This window comes from Microbispora sp. NPDC046973, assembly GCF_040644495.1.
GTDB lineage: Bacteria > Actinomycetota > Actinomycetes > Streptosporangiales > Streptosporangiaceae > Microbispora.
In genome coordinates, this window is record NZ_JBEYWQ010000013.1 from 131,379 (window position 1) to 150,717 (window position 19,339).

Here is a 19,339-nt window from a genome sequence, read left to right on the forward strand (position 1 = left end):
CAGGCTGCCCGCATGAGATCCGTGATCCCTCTCGTGCTTCTCGGCCTGGGCAGCTCGATCACCGCCCTGGACTTCACCGTCGTCTACGTCGCGCTGCCGCAGATCGCCCGCGAGGCGGGGTTCTCCCCGCACGCGCTGCAGTGGGTGGTCAGCGGCTACGCGGTGCCCTTCGGCGGCTTCCTGCTGCTCGGGGGCCGCCTGTCCGACCTGGTCGGCAGGCGGCGCATGTTCGTGACCGGCCTGCTGCTGTACGGCGTCGCCTCGCTGCTCGGCGGGCTGGCCTCCTCCCCCGCACCGCTGGTCTGCGCCAGGGCGCTGCAGGGGCTCGGTGGAGCGGTCCTGATGCCCGCGACCCTCTCCCTGGTCGTCACCATGTTCCCGGAAGGACCCGCGCGCAACCGGGCGATGACCGTCTGGGCGACGTGCGGCGCCGCCGGGCTGAGTCTCGGCGCGCTGCTCGGCGGCGTCCTGACCGGCGCGTTCGGCTGGGAGTCGGTCTTCTTCGTGAACGTGCCGCTGACTGCGGTGGGCGCCGCCGCGGCGTTCACCGTGCTGACGCCGGACGGAAGGCGGCGGGCCGGCGGACTCGACCTGCCGGGAGCCCTTACGGGCACCGCGGGCGTCACCGGACTCGTGTTCGCCGTCGCGCAGGGCCCCCAGTGGGGCTGGACCTCCCCCGGCGTCCTGGCGTCCGCCGCCGCGGCGGCCGGACTGCTCGCCGTCTTCCTCGTGGCCGAGGCGCGCGGCCGCGACCCGTTGCTGCCGCCACGGCTGCTCGCCAACCGGCACACGGCCGCCGCGGCCGGGGTCATCCTGGTCTACGGCATGACCCTGCAGTGCGTGCCGTACTTCCTCACGCTGCACTTCCAGGACGTGCTCGGCTACGACTCCGTCGAGTCGGGCCTGGCCTTCCTCGGACCCACCCTCGCGATCACGGCGGGCAACCTGGCCGCCGAACGGCTCATCCCGCGCCTCGGGCTGCGCGGCACGCTGATCCTCGGCATCGCCGTGGGGGCGACGGGTACGGCGCTGCTGGCCTGGCGTCTGTCGGCCGGCGGGTCCTACCTCGGCCTGATGGCCGGCGTCGCCGGGTTCGGGCTGGGCGCGGGCCTGTGGTTCTCCACGATGTTCATCCTCGCCTCGACCGGCGTGGCCGCGCGGGAGCAGGGCGTGGTCTCCGGCCTGTCCTCCACCGTCCTGCAGGCGGGCAGCGCCGCGGGCCTGGCCGCCTTGGTGGCCGTCTCCGGTCGCGCGACCGCCGGCCTGACCGGGGAGGCGCTGCGCGCCGCCACCGCCGACGGTCTGCGCTCTGCCGTCCTGGTCGCCGCCGTGGTCTCCGTGATCGGTGTGGCGGTCACGCCGGCGCTGCGCCCGGCCGGAAGGGATCAGTCGACCCTCGTAGACCACACCTGAGCGAAAGGCGCGGTGCGGGCGGCCGGGTCAGAGGCAGGCCCGGCTGACCTCGCGCAGGTAGGTCGCGCCGTCGGTGGCGACCTTCTGCGCCGCGTCCACCGCCGCGTTGGCGTCGTCGACATCGAGCTTCTGGAGGCTGTCGGCAAGCCCTTGAAGGGCGTCCCTGAGCGTGGTGTCGGCGGCCTTGTTCGCCATGTCCTCCAGGTCAGCGGCGCCATCCTCGATCTTCTTGCGCATGGCGGCGGGGTCGTCCACGACCTTGCCGATCTCGCTGATGGTCTGGCTGATCAGCCGCGTCGCCTCGGCGCACGTCTGCGCCTTGTCCGCACTCGCGCAGCCGGAGGCGAGCAGGACGGCGGCCGCGCAGGCGGCGGCGAACGGGAGGAGTCGCATGCCGATCACCCTACCCAACCGCGGCCCGCCCGCCGCGGAGCCGAAGCGGGGGACCTCCGCGTCCCTCCGCACTCACCCCTGAACCTTCGGCGTACCGCAGGGAGGTCCTGCGCGCTCACCCCGTCATCACCTCGCCGACGACCCCGCGGAAATACCCCGCGACCTCGCAGGCGAAGGCGGTCCTGGACACTCCGGCCCGGCACAGGGCGTCGCCGTGATCGAGGGCGACCACGGCCAGCACGCCCGCAAGCAGCGACCACCACAGGGCCGAGGCGACCACCCGCGACAGCCGGGAGGACCTCCGGAAGGACCGCCGCAGCCATTCGCGGTGGAAGGGCACGTGGCGCAGCTCGTCGGCGAGGATCCGGCCCGCGACCTCGGAGGCGAGCAGGTCACGGGCGCCGTCGCGCACGGCCCGGTAGTAGCCGAGCGCGACCACCTCGGCCAGCATCAGGACCATCAGCTCCGTGCGCAGCCCGAGGAGCCGCCGCAGCCGGACGAAGGCGGCGTCGGTCCAGTGGCCGGAGATCGTCGCCGCACCCGCCGCCTCCAGGAGCCGGCCCAGCAGGCGGGCGTGCTCGCACTCCTCGGCCACGAACAGGCGGACCGCCTCCGCGTAGACGGGGTCGCCCGCCCGGCGGGCCTTGTCCATGAGGCGGGCGCCGTCGCCGTCCTCCCCCACTTGGAACCGCTGGAGGCTCCGTACGAGGGCGGGCTCCAGCCGTGCTCCCGCGCTCCAGTCGGGGTCGCCCCATGTGCGCCGCAGCAGCGCCGCGCCCTCGAAGTCGCGTAACCAGGCGGTGAAGTCGCCCGTGTCGACCGTCGTCGTCATGGCCCACGAACCTACGGAAGCGGTGTGCAGATCCCGAGGGGGAGTTTGTAGAGGTTCGGCGTACATGGCCCCCGGCCCCGGGCGGAGCCGGGCACCCGACGCGCCCCGTAGCATCTGCGGCATGGGGAACTGCGAACACCTGCTCGTGACGGCCGACCCTGAGCCGCTCACGCCCGAAGGCTGCCAGGAGTGCCTGGAGCGCGGCATGCGATGGGTCCACCTGCGCAAGTGCCTGGAGTGCGGCCACATCGGCTGCTGCGACTCCTCTCCCGGCAAGCACGCCACCGCCCACTACAAGGAGACCGGCCACCCGGTGATCCGCTCGTTCGAGCCGGGAGAGGACTGGCGCTGGTGCTTCATCGACCAGCGCCTGAGCCAGTAGACCGCGCCCTGAGCCCGCTCAGCCGCGTTCGAGCGTCGCCTCCTCGAAGTCGAGCTCCTGCATGACCCGGTGGAGGACCTCGTCGTCGATGCGCCGCTCGTCACGCAGCCGCACGAACACCTCGCGTTCCGCGGCGAGCATCTCGCGGCGCAGCCGCCGGTAGAGCGAGGCGGGCGTCTCCTCGCCCTCGGGGCCGGTGCCGCCGCCGAGCCGCTCCCAGGCGTGCATGGCCCGGCGCTCCGCGCGGGTGCGCAACTGGTCGACGACCTCTTCGTGGACGTCCAGCACGCCGTCGGAGGTGAGCTCCTCCAGCCGCGCCAGGGCCGCGGCCGCGGCGGCCTGCTGGGCGCCCGCCTCCGCGAGGTCGTCGCCGTACCGCTCCCGGGCGGTGGAGACGCCCAGCCGCCTGATCAGCCACGGGAACGACAGCCCGTGGACGATCAGCGTGCCCACGACGATCGCGAACGTCAGGAACAGCAGCAGGTTGCGCTGGGGAAAGTGCACGGGCAGGGCGAAGGCCGCGGCCAGCGACACCACCCCGCGCATGCCCGCCCAGCTCGTCAGCATCACGTTCTGCCACGACGGCGTCTTGGGCTCCCGGGCGCGCACCCGCTTCGACAGCATCCGCGGCAGGTAGGTGCTGGGCGGCACCCACGCGATCCGGACCAGGACCACCACCAGGAACAGCACGATCGCGTACGTCGCCAGCTCCCCCGGCCGCTGGCCGTCCAGCCCGGCGATGATCGGGCGCAGCTGCAGGCCGATCAGGGCGAACACGATCGACTCCAGCACCAGGTCGGCGACCTTCCACACCGCGTCCGACAGCAGCCGCGTGCCGTAGGTCGTCCGGCTGAGCTCGTGGCCGAGGTAGATGCCGACGATCACGACGGCGATCACGCCGGAGGCGTGCACGGCCTCGGCCGCGAGGTAGGCGGCGTACGGCACGAGCAGCGAGACCCCGTTGGCGATCAGCGCGTCGTCGAGCCGCCGCAGCACGAACCCCGCGAGGTAGGCGATGGCCAGGCCGATCGCCACGCCGAGGCCGGCGGCCAGGAGGAACTGCCCGCCGATGTCGAGCAGGTCGGCGGCCGCGCCGGTCACCGCGCCGACCGCGACCCGGTAGGCGGTCAGGGCCGTCGCGTCGTTGAACAGGCTCTCGCCTACGAGGATGGTCAGCGCGCGTCGGGGCAGACCGAGCCTGCGCCCCACGGCGACCGCCGACACCGCGTCGGGAGGGGCGACGATCGCGCCGAGCGCGAAGGCCGCCGCGAGCGGGAGCTGGGGGACGATCGCGTGCGCGACGAAGCCGACCACCAGGGTGGTCGCCAAAACGAGCCCGACGGCCAGGAGGCCGACGGGCCTGGCGGCGTCGCGCAGCCGCAGATATGAGCTGTCCAGCGCCGCCGAGTAGAGCATCGGCGGCAGGAAGACCACCAGGACGATGTGGGGGTCGAGGCTGTAGTCGGGAACCCCGGGCACATAGGAGGCGGCCAGGCCGGCCACCACCAGGAGCAGTGGAGCCGACCAGTCACGCCATCTGGCCAGGGCGGCGACGCCGAGGGCGCCGGCCGGGAGCAGGAGGAACTGCAGTGCCGTTGATGTGTCCATCAAACGACGAGGTTACTTACAGCTGGAACTCCCGCTGACCGGGGCCCTCACCACCCCCGCGAGCTCTCCCAGCCTTCCCCGTCCTCGTCCGACCACGGGATCGGAGAGTCCGTCGCGGGCTGCCCGCCGCGCCGGGCCCCGCGGCGCTCGTGCTCGGCGTGCTGGTCCGGGGCCTGACCGGCAGGCCACTGGTCCGGCCGCAGGCGCTCGCCCGTCGTGTAGAGCGGCGGTTCGCTCGCGTACTGCTCGTGCGGGTACTGCTCGTTGACGTAGGGCCGGACCGCGCCGAGGCCCAGGGGATCGCTCGGGTCGACCGCCCCGGGCTGCTGCCCCGCCGGCTGCCCTGCCACGGGCTGCGGGGCCTGCGGCTGCGGGCCCGGGCGGTAGGCCGGCTGCGGGCCGGTCTGGGCCGAGGACGCGACGAGGCGGTCCTGGGTGGGCGTGCCCCGGGCGACGAGCACGTCGTTGGGGCCGAGCGCGGCCGGCGCCGGGTAGGCCTCGGGGGCCGGGGCGGGCGGCGGCACCGGCGGACGGGCGTACTGCCCGGTCCCCGGATAGTCCGGGTACTCGTAGTCGGGCTGGGCGGGCTGCTCGGGGAACCCGGCGTCGTACGACGCGCGGCGGTCCCGGGCGGCGTAGCCGTTCTCGCCCTGCGCGTAGCCGTCGCGGGCTCTGCCGTACCCGTCCGGGGCGGCCTGGCCGTAGCCGTCGGGCGCGGCGGCGTGGCCCTCGTCGACGGCGTACCCGTCCCGGGCCTGGCCGTACGGGATCTGGGCCGCGTTGTGCGGCACGCCCTGGGGTGCGCCGTAGGGGTCCTGCGCCGCGTATCCGTCACCGGGCTGGCCCGCGTACCCGTCGGGAACGGCGTAGGCGTCCTGGGCCCGCGCCGGGTACGCCTCCGGCGCCTCGGCCGCGTACGGGTCGTGGACCTGCGTGGCGTACGGGTCGTGCACCTGGGTCGCGTAGGCGTCCTGCCCCTGGTCCTGCGGGTGCGGAGGGTATGCCTCCTGGGGGGCGTAGCCGTCCTGGCCCGCCATCCCCTGCCGGGGGAACGGCCCCGTCCCCGCGTCCTGCTCCTCGCCGCCCGCCTCGGCGAAACCCTCGTCCAGGGTGTCGATCAGCCGTCCCACGTCGTTCATGGGCATGCGGAAACTGGCCGTGCACATCTCGCCCCGCCACAGGCTCAGCACCAGCGTGCCGTCGTGCCACGTGACCCGCAGCACACGGTCCTGGCCTCGCGCGTCGAAGAACACCTCGCCGAACGATGGCAGTGGGACAACTTCCGACATGGCAGACATAGTGCCTTTACCTGCCCTTTTCCGTCCACTCGATCTCGGGAACCCTCGCGAAACTTCCGTTTCGTCCCTTTTCGACCTCACTGGGTAGATCGCCGTTGACCTTGAGAGCACTGACATCTCAGTGTGCCATGCGTGCCGGGAGGGAGTTCCTGGAACGCCAGGATGTGGTGAGGCGGACACGCACCGGATGTCGGTGGCACCGGGTAGCGTTCTTCCGTGCCCAAGGACCGTCCCGAGCTTCCGCCCGTCGAAGAACTCCTCACCGCCGCGGTGACCGCGGTGGGCGGCGTCGAGCGCCCGGGGCAGGTCAAGATGGCGCAGGCGGTGCGCGACGCCATCGAGAGCGAGGAGCACCTCGCGGTGCAGGCCGGCACCGGCACCGGCAAGTCGCTGGCCTACCTCGTGCCAGCGATCAGGCACGCGGCCGAGAGCCGCGAGGCCGTGGTGGTGTCCACCGCCACGATCGCGCTGCAACGCCAGCTGGTCGACCGCGACCTGCCCCGGCTGGCCGATGCGCTGGAGAGCCTGCTGCCGCACCGCCCCGAGTTCGCGATCCTGAAGGGCCGCCGCAACTACCTGTGCCGCCACAAGATGGCCGCCGGGATGCCCGAGGACGAGGACGACCAGCTCTTCGACCCGCGCGAGGTCAGCGCCACCGGCCGGATGGTGCAGCGCATCCAGGAGTGGGCCAACGAGACCGAGACCGGCGACCGCGACGAGATCGTGCCCGGTGTGAGCGACCAGGCCTGGCGGCAGTTCTCCGTGACGGCCCGGGAGTGCCTGGGGGCCCAGCGGTGCCCCAGCGGCGCCGACTGCTTCGCCGAGCTCGCGCGGGAAAGGGCGGGCGAGGCCGACGTCGTCGTGACCAACCACGCGCTGCTGGCGATCGACGCCATGGAGGACTTCGCGGTCCTGCCCGAGCACGACGTGGTCGTGGTGGACGAGGCGCACGAGCTGGTCGACCGGGTGACGTCGGTGGTCACCGGAGAGCTGTCGGAGAGCACCGTCAGCCTCGCCGTGCGCCGGGCCGGGCGGCTCATCGAGCAGGGGGTGGCCGACCGGCTCCAGGAGGCGGGCGAGGACCTGCGCGCCCTGCTGGCCGTCGCCCCGCCCGGCCGCGTCGACACGCTGCCGCAATCGCTCGGGATGACGCTCGCGCTGGTGCGCGACGCCGCCTTCGCCTGCATCACGGCCCTCGGGCCGCGCAACAAGGATAAGGACGACCCGGAGAACGCCGGGCTGCGCAAGGCCGCGTTCACGGCGCTGGACGAGGTGCACGACACCGCGCAGCGGATGCTCGACGCCTTCGGCCCGGCGGCCGGCGGCGACGAGGCCGGAGACGACGCGGAGGACGCCGGGGACTCCGGAGACTCGCGGGACTCACGGGCTTCGGAGCGCGGCGCGAACAGCGGGGCCGTGGACGCCCGGTCCGAGGAGGTCCACCGGGCCGAGGTCGTCTGGTTGGAGGAGGGGCGCGGGCGCGTTCCCCCCACCCTGCGGGTCGCGCCGCTGTCGGTCGGCGGCATGCTGCGCGACAAGCTGTTCGGCGACCGCACCGTCGTCCTCACCAGCGCCACGCTCGCGCTCGGCGGCTCGTTCGACAGTCTGTCGCGCCAATGGGGCCTGCGGGCCGGGGAGTGGACCGGCCTCGACGTCGGCTCGCCGTTCGATCACCCGCGCCGGGGCATCCTCTACGTCGCCACGCATCTCCCCCAGCCCGGCCGCGACGGCCTGCCCGAGGCGTACGTCGACGAGATCGCCGAGCTCATCGAGGCGGCAGGCGGCCGGACGCTCGGCCTGTTCTCCTCCATGCGGGCCGCGAAGGCCGCCACGGAGGCACTGCGCGAGCGGCTCGACGTGCCGCTGCTCTGCCAGGGCGACGACTCCACTTCGCAGCTCGTCAAGCAGTTCGCGGGCGACCCCGCCACCTGCCTGTTCGGCACGCTGTCCCTGTGGCAGGGCGTCGACGTGCCCGGCCCCTCGCTGACCCTGGTGATCATCGACAGGATCCCGTTCCCGCGTCCCGACGACCCGCTCGCCTCGGCCCGCCAGCGGCACGTGGCGGCCACGGGGGGCAACGGCTTCATGGCGGTGGCGGCCACCCACGCCGCGCTGCTGCTGGCGCAGGGCGCGGGCCGGTTGCTGCGGTCGATGGACGACCGGGGCGTCGTCGCCGTCCTCGATCCGCGGCTCGCCACCGCCCGTTACAGCGGGTTCCTGCTCAACTCGCTGCCGCCCTTCTGGCGCACCACCGACCCCGCGAAGGTCCGCGACGCCCTGCGCCGTCTCACCGCCGGCTCCTGAGCGGGCCGGCGGAGGGCAGGGCGGCCTCCGGCCGAGCAGCCGGATGAACCTGCTCGTCGGCCCGCGGAACGGCGGCCGCCGCCCGGTCGAGTCCGCTGCACCCGGCCGGCACGCTCGGCCCCGGTCGCCGGGAGGAACGGTCAGATCGGCCGCGCCGGCTCCGATCACATCTTCGTGACCGCGCCGAACGTCTCTCCCGCGTTCAGGCGGCGTACGAGGTCGAGCACGGCGTGCGGCCCGCCGTTGGCGGTGACCCAGCGGCTCACCCGGCACGCCGCCTTCGCGTAGGTGCGCGCGTCCGCGCCGGCCGCCCGCAACCAGGCGTCCAGCGTCACCGGCAGCGCGGCGTCCGTGCTCACCAGGCAGCGGTCGGCCGCCGTCTCCGGCGCGAGATACCGCGGGTCACCGGAGACCAGGACGGCCAGCCCCTCGTCGAACCACTGCGGCACCTGCGCGCCGCCCGAGTCGAGCCGCGCGTGCAGTTCGACGTGCGACATCTCGTGGGAGGCGATCACCGGGTCCACACCCTCGGGTGACAGCATCACCGCGCGGTTCAGCACCGCGACGCCCCGCTCCCCGCCGCCGCCGATCCGGCGGTAACAGCGATCGCTGAGGCAGGCGAGGATCCGGGGGGAGGTCTGCCTGCCGCCGTAGAAGTCGCGGACGCGCCGCTCCGCCTCCTCCACGGTGGCGACCACCTGCCGCTTCCGGTCCGGCGGCAGGCTCGGCTCCGCGTAGACATCCGGGGCCAGCCGCTCCAGCCCGTAACAGCCGGGGCAGGTCGTGGCGGCGACCGACGGGAATGCCACCGCCACGACGGCGGCCGCCGCGATCGGCAGGGCCGCGAGCACGACCAGCAGCCACACCCGTCCGCGCCGGGGCACGCGCCGTCGTAGTCTCCAGGCCATCGTCACTCCCCTGTCTCGAATCGCGTCGGGTCCCGGAGCGGGAGCAGGGTCAGTGAGCAGGGGACGGGGTCAGCTGGCAGGGGACCGGGGTCAGCTGGCAGGGGGCAGCGGGCCGAGCTCGGGCCGCTTGGGGGCGAGGCCGTCGCCGGAGGACGTGCCGCGAAGGCGCCGCCCGATCCACGGGCCGAAGTGCTCCCTGAGCCACTGCATGTCCTCGCGGCGCTTGGCCCTCGGGTCCACCTTCTCGCGGGGCGGCCAGGTCTTGCGCCAGTCGTCCTCGCCCGGCACGCCCAGCACGTGCAGGACCCGGGCCGCGACCAGGCGGTGGCCCTCGGCGTTCATGTGCAGCCGGTCGTCGCTCCAGGCCCGCCAGTCCCGCAGTCCCTGCATCGACCACATGTCCACGAGGTGGCAGCCGTACAGGTCGGCGATCGAGCGGACGTGCATGAAGAAGATCGCGAACTTGCCGCGCAGCTGCCGCATGATCGGGGTGTCCCGGGGATCGGTCCCGGTGAACAGCACGACGTCAGCGCCGGTGGCCCGCAGGTCGCGTACGGCGGAGGCGAGCTTCTTGGCCATCTGGTCGGGGTCGGTGCCGGGGCGGATGAGGTCGTTGCCGCCCGCGCAGAAGCTGACGAGGTCGGGCTTCAGCCCCACTGCCACGGGGACCTGGTCGGCGATGATCTGGTCGATCAGCTTCCCCCGCACCGCGAGGTTGGCGTAGCGGAAGTCCGGTTCGAGCAGGGCGAGCCGCTCGGCGACCCGGTCGGCCCAGCCCCGGTAGCGGACCACCTCCCCCGGCGCCGGAGGGGGCGCGTCCGGGAGGGGGTCGTTGAGCCCCTCGGTGAAGCTGTCTCCGACCGCCACGTACGACCGGTAGCCCATGATCCCTTCTTTCGTCACTCGCCCATGTCCGCGATCGCGCGCAGCGCGAGCTCGTACGACCGCATGCCGAAACCCGCGATCGTGCCGGTGGCCACCGCCGCCACGACCGAGGTGTGGCGGAACTCCTCCCGCGCGTTCGGGTTGGAGATGTGCACCTCGACCAGCGGAGCCGTACGCTGCGCGATCGCGTCGCGCAACGCGTACGAATAGTGGGTGAAGGCGGCGGGGTTGAGGACCACGGGGGTCCTGCTGTCGGCCGCCTCGTGGATCCAGCTCACCAGCTCGGCCTCGTCGTCGGTCTGCCTGACCTCCACCGACAGGCCCAGCTCGCGGCCGGTCTCGCGGCACAGGGCCGCCAGGTCGTCGAAGGTCTGCGCGCCGTAGACGTCGGGCTCCCGGCTGCCGAGGCGGCCCAGGTTGGGCCCGTTCAGCACGAGCACCTGCCTCATCGGGCGACCTCCCGGTACGCGGCTTCGAGCAGTTCCTCCGACGGGTTCTCCAGGCGGGCGGGCCTGGCGATGTCGTCGAGCACGACGAACCGCAGCACCGCTCCCCTGGCCTTCTTGTCCACCCGCATGTGCTCGCGCAACCGGGGCCAGGCGTCGGCGCGGTAGGAGGTGGGCAGCCCGACCGACTCCAGGATCGCGCGCGTGCGGTCCACGACGTCGCGGCCGACGCGGCCGTCGAGCCGGGACAGCTCGGCGGCGTAGACCAGCCCGATGGCCACGGCCTCGCCGTGCCTGATGCGGTAGTCCTCGACCCGCTCGATCGCGTGGGCGAGGGTGTGACCGTAGTTGAGGATCTCCCGGATGCCGCTTTCCCGCAGGTCCGCCCCGACGACGTCGGCCTTCACCCGGATCTTGCGCTCGACCAGCTCGCGGGTGTGCTCGCCTTCGGGAGTGCGGGCGGCGGCGGGGTCGTCCTCGATCAGCATGAGGATCGTGGGGTCGGCGATGAACCCGCCCTTGATGATCTCGGCGAGGCCCGCGACGTAGTCCTCGCGCGGCACGCTCGCCAGCGTGGCCAGGTCGCACAGCACGCCCTTCGGCGGATGGAAGGACCCGACCAGGTTCTTGCCCTCGGGGGTGTTGATGCCGGTCTTGCCGCCGACCGCCGCGTCCACCATGGCCAGCAGCGTGGTCGGCACCTGCACGACCTGGACGCCGCGCAGCCACGTCGCGGCCACGAACCCGGCCAGGTCGGTGGTCGCCCCGCCGCCGACGCCGACGACCGCGTCCGAACGCGTGATGCCGTAGCGGCCGAACGCCGACCACAGCTCGGCCGCGACGTGGACCGACTTGGCCTCCTCGCCGTCCGGCACGGGCAGGGCCACGACCTCGAACCCGGCGCCTTCCAGGGTCTCGCGCACCGGCCTGGCGATCTCGGGCAGCCCGGCGGGGTGGATCACGGCGACCGTGCGCACCTTCGCGTCCAGCAGGCCCGGCAGCTCCGGCAGCACATCGGTGCCGACGACGACGTCGTAAGGGCTGTCGCCCCGCACGGTGATGCGTGTCGCGGTCACAGCGCCGCCTCGATCTCGGTCACCACGTCGTCGGGCTCGCGGCCGTCGGTGGCGACGGTGATCGCGGCGAGGCCCTCGTAGATCGGGCGGCGCTGCTCCATCAGCTGCCTCAGCCGGCTGCGCGGGTTCAGCACCAGCAGCGGCCGGGCCGAGGCGAGGCCGACCCGCTTGACCGCCTGGTCGAGCCCGACCTGGAGGTACACGACCCGGTGGCCGGACAGCAGCTTCTGGGTGTGCTCGTGCAGGATCGCGCCCCCGCCGAGCGCGAGCACGCCGGGATGCGTCTCCAGCGCGTCGCGCACGGCCTGCGCCTCCAGCTCGCGGAACCTCTCCTCGCCGTCCTCCACGAACACGTCGCTGACGGTCTTGCCGGCGACGGCCTCGACGTCGGCGTCGGTGTCGCGGAACGGCAGGCCGAGGCGGTCCGCGAGGAGCCGCCCGACCGTGGACTTGCCCGAGCCGGGCGGGCCGATGAGGACCGCGGCGGGGCCTTGGGACGCCGATTGCATGATCACAAACCCTATTACTTGATGACCAGGGACGACAGGTAGCCCGACACGTTGCGCGCGACCTCCTCGACGGAGTCGCCGCCGAACTTCTCCACAGCGGCGTCCGCGAGCACCAGCGCCACCATCGCCTCGGCGACGATCGCGGCGGCCGGGACCGCGCAGACGTCCGAGCGCTCGTGGTGCGCCTTGGCCGGCTCGCCGGTCAGCACGTCGACCGTGGCGAGCGCGCGGGGCACGGTGGAGATCGGCTTCATCGCGGCGCTGACCCGCAGCGGCTCGCCGTTGGTCATGCCGCCCTCGACGCCGCCGGCCCGGTTCGTCAGGCGGCGCACGCCCTCGGGGGTGTTCTCGATCTCGTCGTGGGCCCGGGAGCCGGGGCGGCGGGCGGTCTCGAAGCCGTCGCCGACCGCGACCCCCTTGATCGCCTGGATGCCCATGAGGGCCGCGGCGAGGCGGGCGTCGAGGCGCCGGTCCCAGTGGGTGTAGCTGCCGAGGCCCGGCGGCAGGCCGTAGACGACGACCTCGACCACGCCGCCGAGGGTGTCGCCCTCCTTGTGCGCCTTGTCGATCTCGGCCACCATCGCCGCGCTCGCGGCCGGATCGACGCAGCGCACCGGGTCGGCGTCCACGGCCTCCATGTCGCCGGGGCCGGGCAGCACGTCGCGGGGGGCGACGGCCTCGCCGATCGAGACCACGTGGCTGACGATGTCGACGCCGAGGGCCTGCTTGAGGAAGGATCGGGCCACCTGGCCGAGCGCCACCCGGGCCGCGGTCTCCCGGGCGCTGGCCCGGTCGAGCACCGGCCGCGCGTCGTCGAAGCCGTACTTCTGCATGCCGGCGAGGTCGGCGTGACCGGGACGGGGCCGCGACCGCGGCGCGTTGCGCGCCTGGCCCTCCAGCACCGCCGGGTCGACCGGGTCTGCGGCCATCACGGTCTCCCACTTCGGCCACTCGGTGTTGCCGATGCGGATCGCGACGGGCGAGCCGAGCGTGCGGCCGTGCCGTACGCCGCCGGAGATCGTCACCTCGTCCTGCTCGAACTTCATCCGCGCCCCGCGGCCGTATCCGAGACGGCGGCGGCGCAGCGCCTCGGCGAGGTCGGCGGTGGTCACCTCCACCCCGGCGGGCAGGCCTTCCAGGATCGCGAGAAGCTCGGGGCCGTGTGACTCCCCGGCAGTCAACCAGCGCAGCATGGTGACAAGTCTTCCATGTGCACCCGACTGCGACGTCCCCCTGACACCCCCATGACCGTACGCGGATGCCCCCAGACCGGGAAACAGCACGTGCTACCCGCCGGGGGAAGCCCAGGGGAAAGCCGCGGGAAAGGCCTCGGGAATGGTCCCGGGAAAGGCCACTGCCACGAGCGCCCCCGCGAGCATGAACGGGCCGAACGGGAACTCGGTCGTGCGGGTGGCCCTGCGGGCCAGGAGCAGCCCCACGGCGTACAGCGCGCCGAGGACCTGGCCCGCCATCCCGGCCACGACCGTGGCCTGCACGCCGAGCGCGCCGGTGAGCAGGCCGATCAGCCCGGCCAGCTTCACGTCGCCGAGCCCGAGGCCCGTGGGGCGGGCGAACCACAGCACGGCGTAGACGGCGCCGAGCGCGCACCCCGACGCCACCGCGGGCAGCAGGCGGCCCGACGGCGCGAGCAGGGCCAGCAGGATCGGGTACGACGGCAGCATGATCGCGTCGGGCAGCCGCCAGGTTCTCCGGTCGATCTCCGCGAGCGCGGCTCCGGCGGCCACGGCGTACAGCCACGCGGCGAGCACCCAGCCGTCGTGGACGCGCCAGGCCACCAGCGCCGCGGCCAGCGCCGTCGCGCCCTCGACCGCGTACGGCGGGCGGGGCAGCGGCACGGTGCGGGCCGCGGCGGCGAAGGCCCTCCGGGCCTCCCCGCCGAGGCTCTCGCGCCGGTCGCCCGGCTCCGCGCCGAATCCGGCGGCGATCGCGCGCGCGTACGCGCCGGCGATCAGACCGAGGACGGCGGCGGCGAGGACGACGAGGGACACGCGGCCGACACTAACGCCCACACGCCGCCGAGGGCCGGGGTGCGGGCTCCCCTGTGGACGACCGCGTTCCTGTGGACGACGAGCCAGGCGTCACGCGGGCGGCGGCCGAGGCCGCTCGGGCACGGCGTCTCCGCCGGCGGCCGAGACCGCTCAGGCTCGACGGCGACTTCACCAGCGGCCGCGGCTCCGCCGGCGATCGAGGCCGCTCAGGCGCGGCGGCGGCTCCACCAGCGGCCGCGGCGCTTCTCCTCCGGGGTCCCCAGACGGGCCACCGTGGCGCCCGGCACCTCGCGCGCGAGACGGTCCACGGCCGAGGCGTCCCTCTTGGCGTCCTCCACCGTGGCGAGGGCCTGCAGCATGCCGCCCTCGATCACGAACGGGACCGGCCCGGCCACGTCCACCACCACGGCGGCGGCGCTCTCGTGCCGCGCCGCCTGGCACACCTGCGGGGCGGTGGCCTGCACCGGCCGCGCGTCCGCGCGCCACCTGCGCATCGGCTCGGTCCCGGTGAAGGCGAGCACGGCCTCACGACCGTCCTTGCCGACCAGTTTCGGGAGGGCCATCTCGCTCTCCTTCTCCTGGCGCAGGCCGTGCTCCCCCACTTCCGACTCGGTGAGCAGCGCGACCACGGGCACCAGCAGCCTGGTCCCGGCGAGCGCCGCCAGGACGTCGGCCGCCGTCGCCGTGCCGGCCTGGAACGCCGTCAGCGCCGACGCGACGGACGCGTCGGTGCCGCCGTCGTCGTCGGGGCGCAGGGGCTGCGGAATCGATGGCACGTCTCCCGACCCTACCCCCGGCCTCGGCTGGGGCGTCAGCCCAGGTCGGCGATGGCGATCACCGGGCCTCCGCCGGACGGGCCCTGGTGGACGGCCGCCACGGAGACGAACACGGCCGGGTCGCCGGTCACGCTCGCCGCCACCCCGCCGACGGTCGCCTTGATCTGGCGGTGCCAGTGGACGTCGGAGTCGTCGAGCATGATGTTGCGCCGCCCGCGTACGCGGCCCGACGGGTCGGCCTCGCACTTGATGAACAGGTTGACCAGCCGGTCGCCGAGGTCACTCGGATGCGGGCGCTCGGGCAGGTCGACACCCGCGCCGCGGATGGCCTCCCAGATCCCGTCGGCGTCCAGGGCGTCCTTCATGACCGAGTGGCCGGCGCGGTAACGCCCGCCGATCCCGCGTACGTTGCCCACCACGACGATCTGGGCCCGGTCGAGCTCGACGCCGCTGGAGCACGAGGCGACCGACGAGTAGAGCGACAGGTCCTTGTGGATCTGCTCGGCCGAGGGCATCTCGATCTCCCCGAGCGCGACCGCGATGCCGAGCGCCGTGGTGGAGTTGGAGATGTCCATCGACTTCAGCGTGTCCTCGGTCACGACCGTCTGGCCGCGCTCCTTGGCGTCGGTGATCGTGGACAGCGTGAGCAGCGGCGTCTTGGTCTGCACGTAGTGGACGTCGGCCGGGTCGTCGATACCGGCGGTCTTCATGGCCTCGCGCACTCCGGCGGCCACCTTCTCGACCATGGCGGGCCTGCCGATGTCCTCGGGGAGGATGACCTCGCTCATCGCCACACCGACGCTCACCCGCGGCTCGTCGGTCTGTACGGCCGTGGCCGGATCGACGGTCGCGAAGATCGTCGCGTGCGGGCTGAGCACGCCGTCGGTGCCGCCGGACCACACCAGGGGCACCTGCGCGACCTCCTCGGCGGTGCGCGTGCCCTTGGCCACGAGCACCTCGCGGAAGGCCCGGTCGGCCAGGATCCGCGTGTAGTCGTTCACGCCGCCGTTGCCCTCGGTCTTGCCGATCACGGCCAGCACGCGGTCGGCCTCGATCACGCCGTCGTCGATCAGCCTCGCCAGCCCGGAGGCGTCGGTGACGCTCTCGATGGGAACCTTCCGTACCTCGATCGGATCCGGCACTATCTCTCCACCCCTCTGTACACCCTCGTACCGATATTTCCTGACAGCGCGGCACCGATGTGGTGCAGCGAGGTGATCACGGCCCGTCCCCCGGTCTCCTCGGCGAAGCACAGGGCGGCCTCGACCTTGGGTCCCATGCTGCCTCCGGCGAAGTGACCGGCCGCCTGCAACTCGCGCAGGGCGGCGACGTCGATCTCCCCGATCGGGCGGGCGCGGGGCGTGCCGAAGTCCACGGCGGCGTACGGCACGTCCGTCGCGATCACGAGATCGGTGGCGCCGACGGCGACCGCCAGCGCGGCGGCGGCGAGGTCCTTGTCGATCACGGCCTCGATTCCGGCCAGCGTGCCGTCCTCCCGGCGCACGACCGGCACTCCCCCGCCTCCCGCCGCGACGACCGTGAATCCGGCGTCGATGAGCGCGACGGCGGCGGGGGCGTCGAGGATCTCCACGGGCCGCGGCGAGGCGACCACCCGCCGCCATCCGCGGTCGAAGCGCCGCCACACCTGGCCGTGCTCCTCGAAGCGGCGCGCCTCGTCCTCCCCGAAGTACCGCCCGATCGGCTTGACCGGGTCCCGGAACGCCGGGTCGGCCGGGTCCACGAGCGTACGGGTGACGACCGCCGCCACCCGGGCGTGCCCCAGCTCGCGCTGCAAGGCGTTCATGATGAGCGTGCCGATCGTGCCCTGCGTCTGCGCCACGCACCAGTCGAGCGGGACGGGCGGCACGACGTGGGCGGCGAGCTGGTTCTTCAGCAGGAGGTTGCCGACCTGGGGGCCGTTGCCGTGGGTGAGCACCACCTCGTGCCCGGCCCTGCTGAGCGCCGCCACGTGGGCCATCGCCTCGCCGATCGCCCGCTGCTGGTCGGCCGGGGACGCGCTCCCGTCGGGAGCCGTCATGGCGTTGCCGCCCAGTGCGATCAGTACGCGTCCGCCCACATCCGGAAACTATCCAGCCCCACCCGGGCCTTCATTGGCGAGTCTCGCCCACCCCTGCCGCATCCATGGGCAGATTTCACCAAGCTCGGCATGCGAGCCGGCGCCGAGCGGCGAGGCCGTGTCCGCCTGTCCGGGCGCGTGGCCGTCCAGCCCACCGGCCGGCACCCATGCGAGGCGAGTTCTGCCAGAATGCTCGCCACTGCCCCCCTTTTCCTGGAGATCCGCATGGCCACGCCTCAGGTGCGTCCCGGGCTCACGCACGAGCGCGTCGGCGTCTTCGCCGACGCGATCTTCGCGATCGCCATCACGCTGCTCGCGCTGGAGCTTCCCCGGCCGGAGGGCGAGGACTTCCAGCGGCTGGGCGCGTTCTTCGGCGACCACTTCGGCTCCTTCATGGCCTTCGCCATCGCCTTTCTCATGCTCTGGTTCGCCTGGCGGGCCCATCACACGCTGTTCGACCAGATCGAGCGGGTGTCCCAGCCGATGCTCCTGCTGCACATCCCGCTGCTGTTCTTCGTGGCCTTCCTGCCGTACACGACGTCGATCTTCGGCGAGACCAACGCCGGCCACCTGCCGGCCGAGGCGAACGGCAGGGCCCTGGCGACCGGCCTGTTCGCCGGCAACGAGGCCATCCTGCTGCTCGCGCAGGGCGCGCTGTTCACCCTGGTGCTTGCGCAGCGCCTGCACCGGCCGGACGCCGACCTGCGACGCCTGCGCGGCAACGCCGGCGTCTACTGGGCCATCGGGATCTACTGGCTGCTGACCGCCGTGGCGAGCGCGTGGGCGGTCACCGCGGTGCCCTTCCTGTGGCTGGCGACCCCGCTCGTCGCCGCCGGCACGGTCCGGGTGCTCAGGATGAGACGGTGAAGCCGCGCGACACGTCCGCGATCTCTCGGCCTCGGTGAGCTTCCCCGACGCCACCGCGATCACGATGTCGTAGGCCTTCCTTCTCGGCGCCGCCGGAGGGCTCGGTCTGCTCGTCGGCCTACGCCTGGTCGCCGCCGAGGCGGCGCAGGCGGGTCACCGCCTCGTCGATGACCTCGTCCCGCTTGCAGAAGGCGAACCGCAGGAAGTGACGGCCCCGTGCGGGGTGGTCGTAGAAGACCTGGGTCGGGATGGCCACCACCCCCGCCAGTTCGGGCAGCCGCCGGGCGAGTTCCAGGCCGTCGTCGAAGCCGAGCGGCCGTATGTCGGTCTGCACGAAGTAAGTGCCCGCCGGCCGGAGCACGTCGAAGCCGGCCTTCGCCAGCCCCGTCACGAGGCGGTCCCGCTTGGTCTGCAGGGCCGCCCGCTGGGCCGCGACCCACTCCATCTCCTCCCGCAGGGCGTACGCGACCGCCACCTGCCAGGGGGCGTTCGCGGTGTAGGTGAGGAACTGCTTGACCGCCTGCACGGCGCCCGCGAGCGGCGCCGGAGCGCATACCCAGCCGGTCTTCCAGCCGGTGACGCTGAAGGTCTTGCCCGCGGATGAGATCATGACCGTGCGCTCGCGCATTCCGGGCAGCGTGGCGAGCGGAACGTGCTCGACGCCGTCGAAGGTGAGGTGCTCGTAGACCTCGTCGGTCACCGCGATGAGGTCGTGCTCCAGGCAGACCCGGGCGACGCACTCCAGCTCCTCGCGGGTGAACACGGTCCCGGTCGGGTTGTGCGGCGAGTTCACCAGGATCACCCGGGTGCGGGGCGTGATCGCGGCCTCCAGCTCGGCCGGGTCGAACGTGAACCGCCCCGCGTCGACACGCAGCGTGACCGGCCTGCGCACGGCCCCCGCGAGCGCGACGGCCGCTGCGTAGGAGTCGTAGTAGGGCTCGAAGACGACCACCTCGTCGCCCGGTTCGCAGAGCGCGAGAATCGCCGCGGCGATGGCCTCGGTGGCGCCGACGGTGACGAGGACCTCCCCGTCGGGGTCGTAGGCGAGGCCGTACCACTGCTTGCGGTGCTCGGCGACCGCCTGCCGCAGCTCGGGGAGGCCCGGTCCGGGCGGGTACTGGTTGAGACCGCTCCGCACCGCCCCGACCGCGCGCTCCAGCATGCGCTCCGGCCCGTCCGTGTCCGGGAAGCCCTGGCCCAGGTTGATCGAGCCCGTCTCCACGGCCAGCTTCGTCATCGTGGCGAACACGGTCGTGCCGAACTCCCGCATCCGCCGCACCAGCGGCTCCCTCACGGCCCTCACCCTATCCGCCGTCGCCGAGGGCCCGCACGCGCCAACCGGCCTTCCCTGGGGCGTCCAGTGATCATCCCATAGGCCCCAAAAGACTCAATGAGCACTGATACCTGTTCTAGCAGGCAATCGGACACGTCAAGGAATAAAACGCCCGACATTGGCAAGTTCCAGTAGCGCAAATATCGTGCGTGCCACTTTCCTTAATGTTCTCCTGTTAAGATTCCCGGGTTTGGGTCCCGTCGGGCGTAGGCGTGTTCACCTG

General features: G+C 73.2%; 19 protein-coding genes. 4 read left to right on the top strand and 15 right to left on the bottom strand.

The genetic code is table 11. From position 1 onward, the window contains the following. Nucleotides 1–12 precede the first annotated feature (12 nt). Nucleotides 13–1,413, top strand: a complete 1,401-nt coding sequence (locus ABZ860_RS23865) for an MFS transporter (RefSeq protein WP_357223859.1) — start codon at nt 13–15, stop codon at nt 1,411–1,413. Between the two features lie 27 nt (nt 1,414–1,440). Here the strand turns inward: ABZ860_RS23865 and ABZ860_RS23870 are convergent, their stop codons facing one another. After that, entirely contained in the window at nt 1,441–1,806 is a 366-nt protein-coding gene (locus ABZ860_RS23870) for a hypothetical protein (protein WP_357223862.1), read from the bottom strand. Between the two features lie 115 nt (nt 1,807–1,921). Then, on the bottom strand, nt 1,922–2,638 hold the full coding sequence (locus ABZ860_RS23875; RefSeq protein WP_357223865.1) for a ferritin-like domain-containing protein: 717 nt from the start codon (nt 2,636–2,638) through the stop codon (nt 1,922–1,924). Between the two features lie 121 nt (nt 2,639–2,759). Between ABZ860_RS23875 and ABZ860_RS23880 the strand changes: the two genes are divergently transcribed. Further along, on the top strand, nt 2,760–3,020 hold the full coding sequence (locus ABZ860_RS23880; protein ID WP_357223867.1) for a UBP-type zinc finger domain-containing protein: 261 nt from the start codon (nt 2,760–2,762) through the stop codon (nt 3,018–3,020). Nucleotides 3,021–3,038: 18 nt separating this feature from the next. Here ABZ860_RS23880 and ABZ860_RS23885 read toward each other — a convergent pair whose 3' ends face one another. After that, complete coding sequence (locus ABZ860_RS23885; protein WP_357223870.1) at nt 3,039–4,628, bottom strand: Na+/H+ antiporter; 1,590 nt, start codon at nt 4,626–4,628, stop codon at nt 3,039–3,041. A 47-nt stretch (nt 4,629–4,675) separates the two neighbouring features. Further along, entirely contained in the window at nt 4,676–5,917 is a 1,242-nt protein-coding gene (locus tag ABZ860_RS23890) for a hypothetical protein (protein ID WP_357223873.1), read from the bottom strand. A gap of 225 nt (nt 5,918–6,142) precedes the next feature. Here ABZ860_RS23890 and ABZ860_RS23895 point away from each other — a divergent pair, with 225 nt between their 5' ends. Beyond that, nucleotides 6,143–8,230 (top strand): ATP-dependent DNA helicase, encoded by a 2,088-nt coding sequence (locus tag ABZ860_RS23895; protein WP_357223876.1) that lies wholly within the window; start codon nt 6,143–6,145, stop codon nt 8,228–8,230. A gap of 164 nt (nt 8,231–8,394) precedes the next feature. Here ABZ860_RS23895 and ABZ860_RS23900 read toward each other — a convergent pair whose 3' ends face one another. The 10 genes from ABZ860_RS23900 to arcC form a co-directional block, all read right to left on the bottom strand. Further along, complete coding sequence (locus ABZ860_RS23900; RefSeq protein WP_357223879.1) at nt 8,395–9,138, bottom strand: hypothetical protein; 744 nt, start codon at nt 9,136–9,138, stop codon at nt 8,395–8,397. A 90-nt stretch (nt 9,139–9,228) separates the two neighbouring features. Further along, the gene (locus ABZ860_RS23905; RefSeq protein ID WP_357223882.1) at nt 9,229–10,023 is read right to left on the bottom strand and encodes an SGNH/GDSL hydrolase family protein; all 795 of its coding nucleotides are present in this window, start codon (nt 10,021–10,023) and stop codon (nt 9,229–9,231) included. A 14-nt stretch (nt 10,024–10,037) separates the two neighbouring features. Continuing rightward, complete coding sequence (gene aroQ / locus ABZ860_RS23910) at nt 10,038–10,472, bottom strand: type II 3-dehydroquinate dehydratase (RefSeq protein ID WP_079314096.1); 435 nt, start codon at nt 10,470–10,472, stop codon at nt 10,038–10,040. Beyond that, nucleotides 10,469–11,545: a 3-dehydroquinate synthase gene (gene aroB, locus ABZ860_RS23915; protein WP_357223885.1), complete on the bottom strand. Its 1,077-nt coding sequence runs from the start codon at nt 11,543–11,545 to the stop codon at nt 10,469–10,471. Before aroB ends, aroQ begins: the two co-directional genes overlap by 4 nt. Further along, a complete protein-coding gene (locus ABZ860_RS23920; protein ID WP_357223888.1) occupies nt 11,542–12,054 on the bottom strand; it encodes a shikimate kinase in 513 nt (170 codons plus the stop codon). The genes aroB and ABZ860_RS23920 overlap by 4 nt, the downstream gene beginning before the upstream one ends. Before the next feature lie 14 nt (nt 12,055–12,068). Next, nucleotides 12,069–13,247, bottom strand: a complete 1,179-nt coding sequence (gene aroC, locus ABZ860_RS23925) for a chorismate synthase (protein WP_357223891.1) — start codon at nt 13,245–13,247, stop codon at nt 12,069–12,071. 93 nt (nt 13,248–13,340) lie between these two features. Continuing rightward, nucleotides 13,341–14,063, bottom strand: coding sequence for an A24 family peptidase (locus ABZ860_RS23930; RefSeq protein ID WP_357223894.1), 723 nt, complete (start codon nt 14,061–14,063; stop codon nt 13,341–13,343). Between the two features lie 206 nt (nt 14,064–14,269). Next, a complete protein-coding gene (locus ABZ860_RS23935; RefSeq protein ID WP_357223897.1) occupies nt 14,270–14,839 on the bottom strand; it encodes an SseB family protein in 570 nt (189 codons plus the stop codon). 35 nt (nt 14,840–14,874) lie between these two features. Then, nucleotides 14,875–15,981: a ring-opening amidohydrolase gene (locus ABZ860_RS23940; protein ID WP_357223899.1), complete on the bottom strand. Its 1,107-nt coding sequence runs from the start codon at nt 15,979–15,981 to the stop codon at nt 14,875–14,877. Further along, the gene (gene arcC, locus ABZ860_RS23945) at nt 15,981–16,916 is read right to left on the bottom strand and encodes a carbamate kinase (protein ID WP_357223902.1); all 936 of its coding nucleotides are present in this window, start codon (nt 16,914–16,916) and stop codon (nt 15,981–15,983) included. The genes ABZ860_RS23940 and arcC overlap by 1 nt, the downstream gene beginning before the upstream one ends. A 225-nt stretch (nt 16,917–17,141) precedes the next feature. On the opposite strand from arcC, the gene ABZ860_RS23950 reads away from it, so the two are divergent. Continuing rightward, on the top strand, nt 17,142–17,783 hold the full coding sequence (locus ABZ860_RS23950; protein WP_357223905.1) for a TMEM175 family protein: 642 nt from the start codon (nt 17,142–17,144) through the stop codon (nt 17,781–17,783). 118 nt (nt 17,784–17,901) lie between these two features. Here the strand turns inward: ABZ860_RS23950 and ABZ860_RS23955 are convergent, their stop codons facing one another. Next, on the bottom strand, nt 17,902–19,077 hold the full coding sequence (locus ABZ860_RS23955; protein WP_357223908.1) for a pyridoxal phosphate-dependent aminotransferase: 1,176 nt from the start codon (nt 19,075–19,077) through the stop codon (nt 17,902–17,904). Nucleotides 19,078–19,339 lie beyond the last annotated feature (262 nt).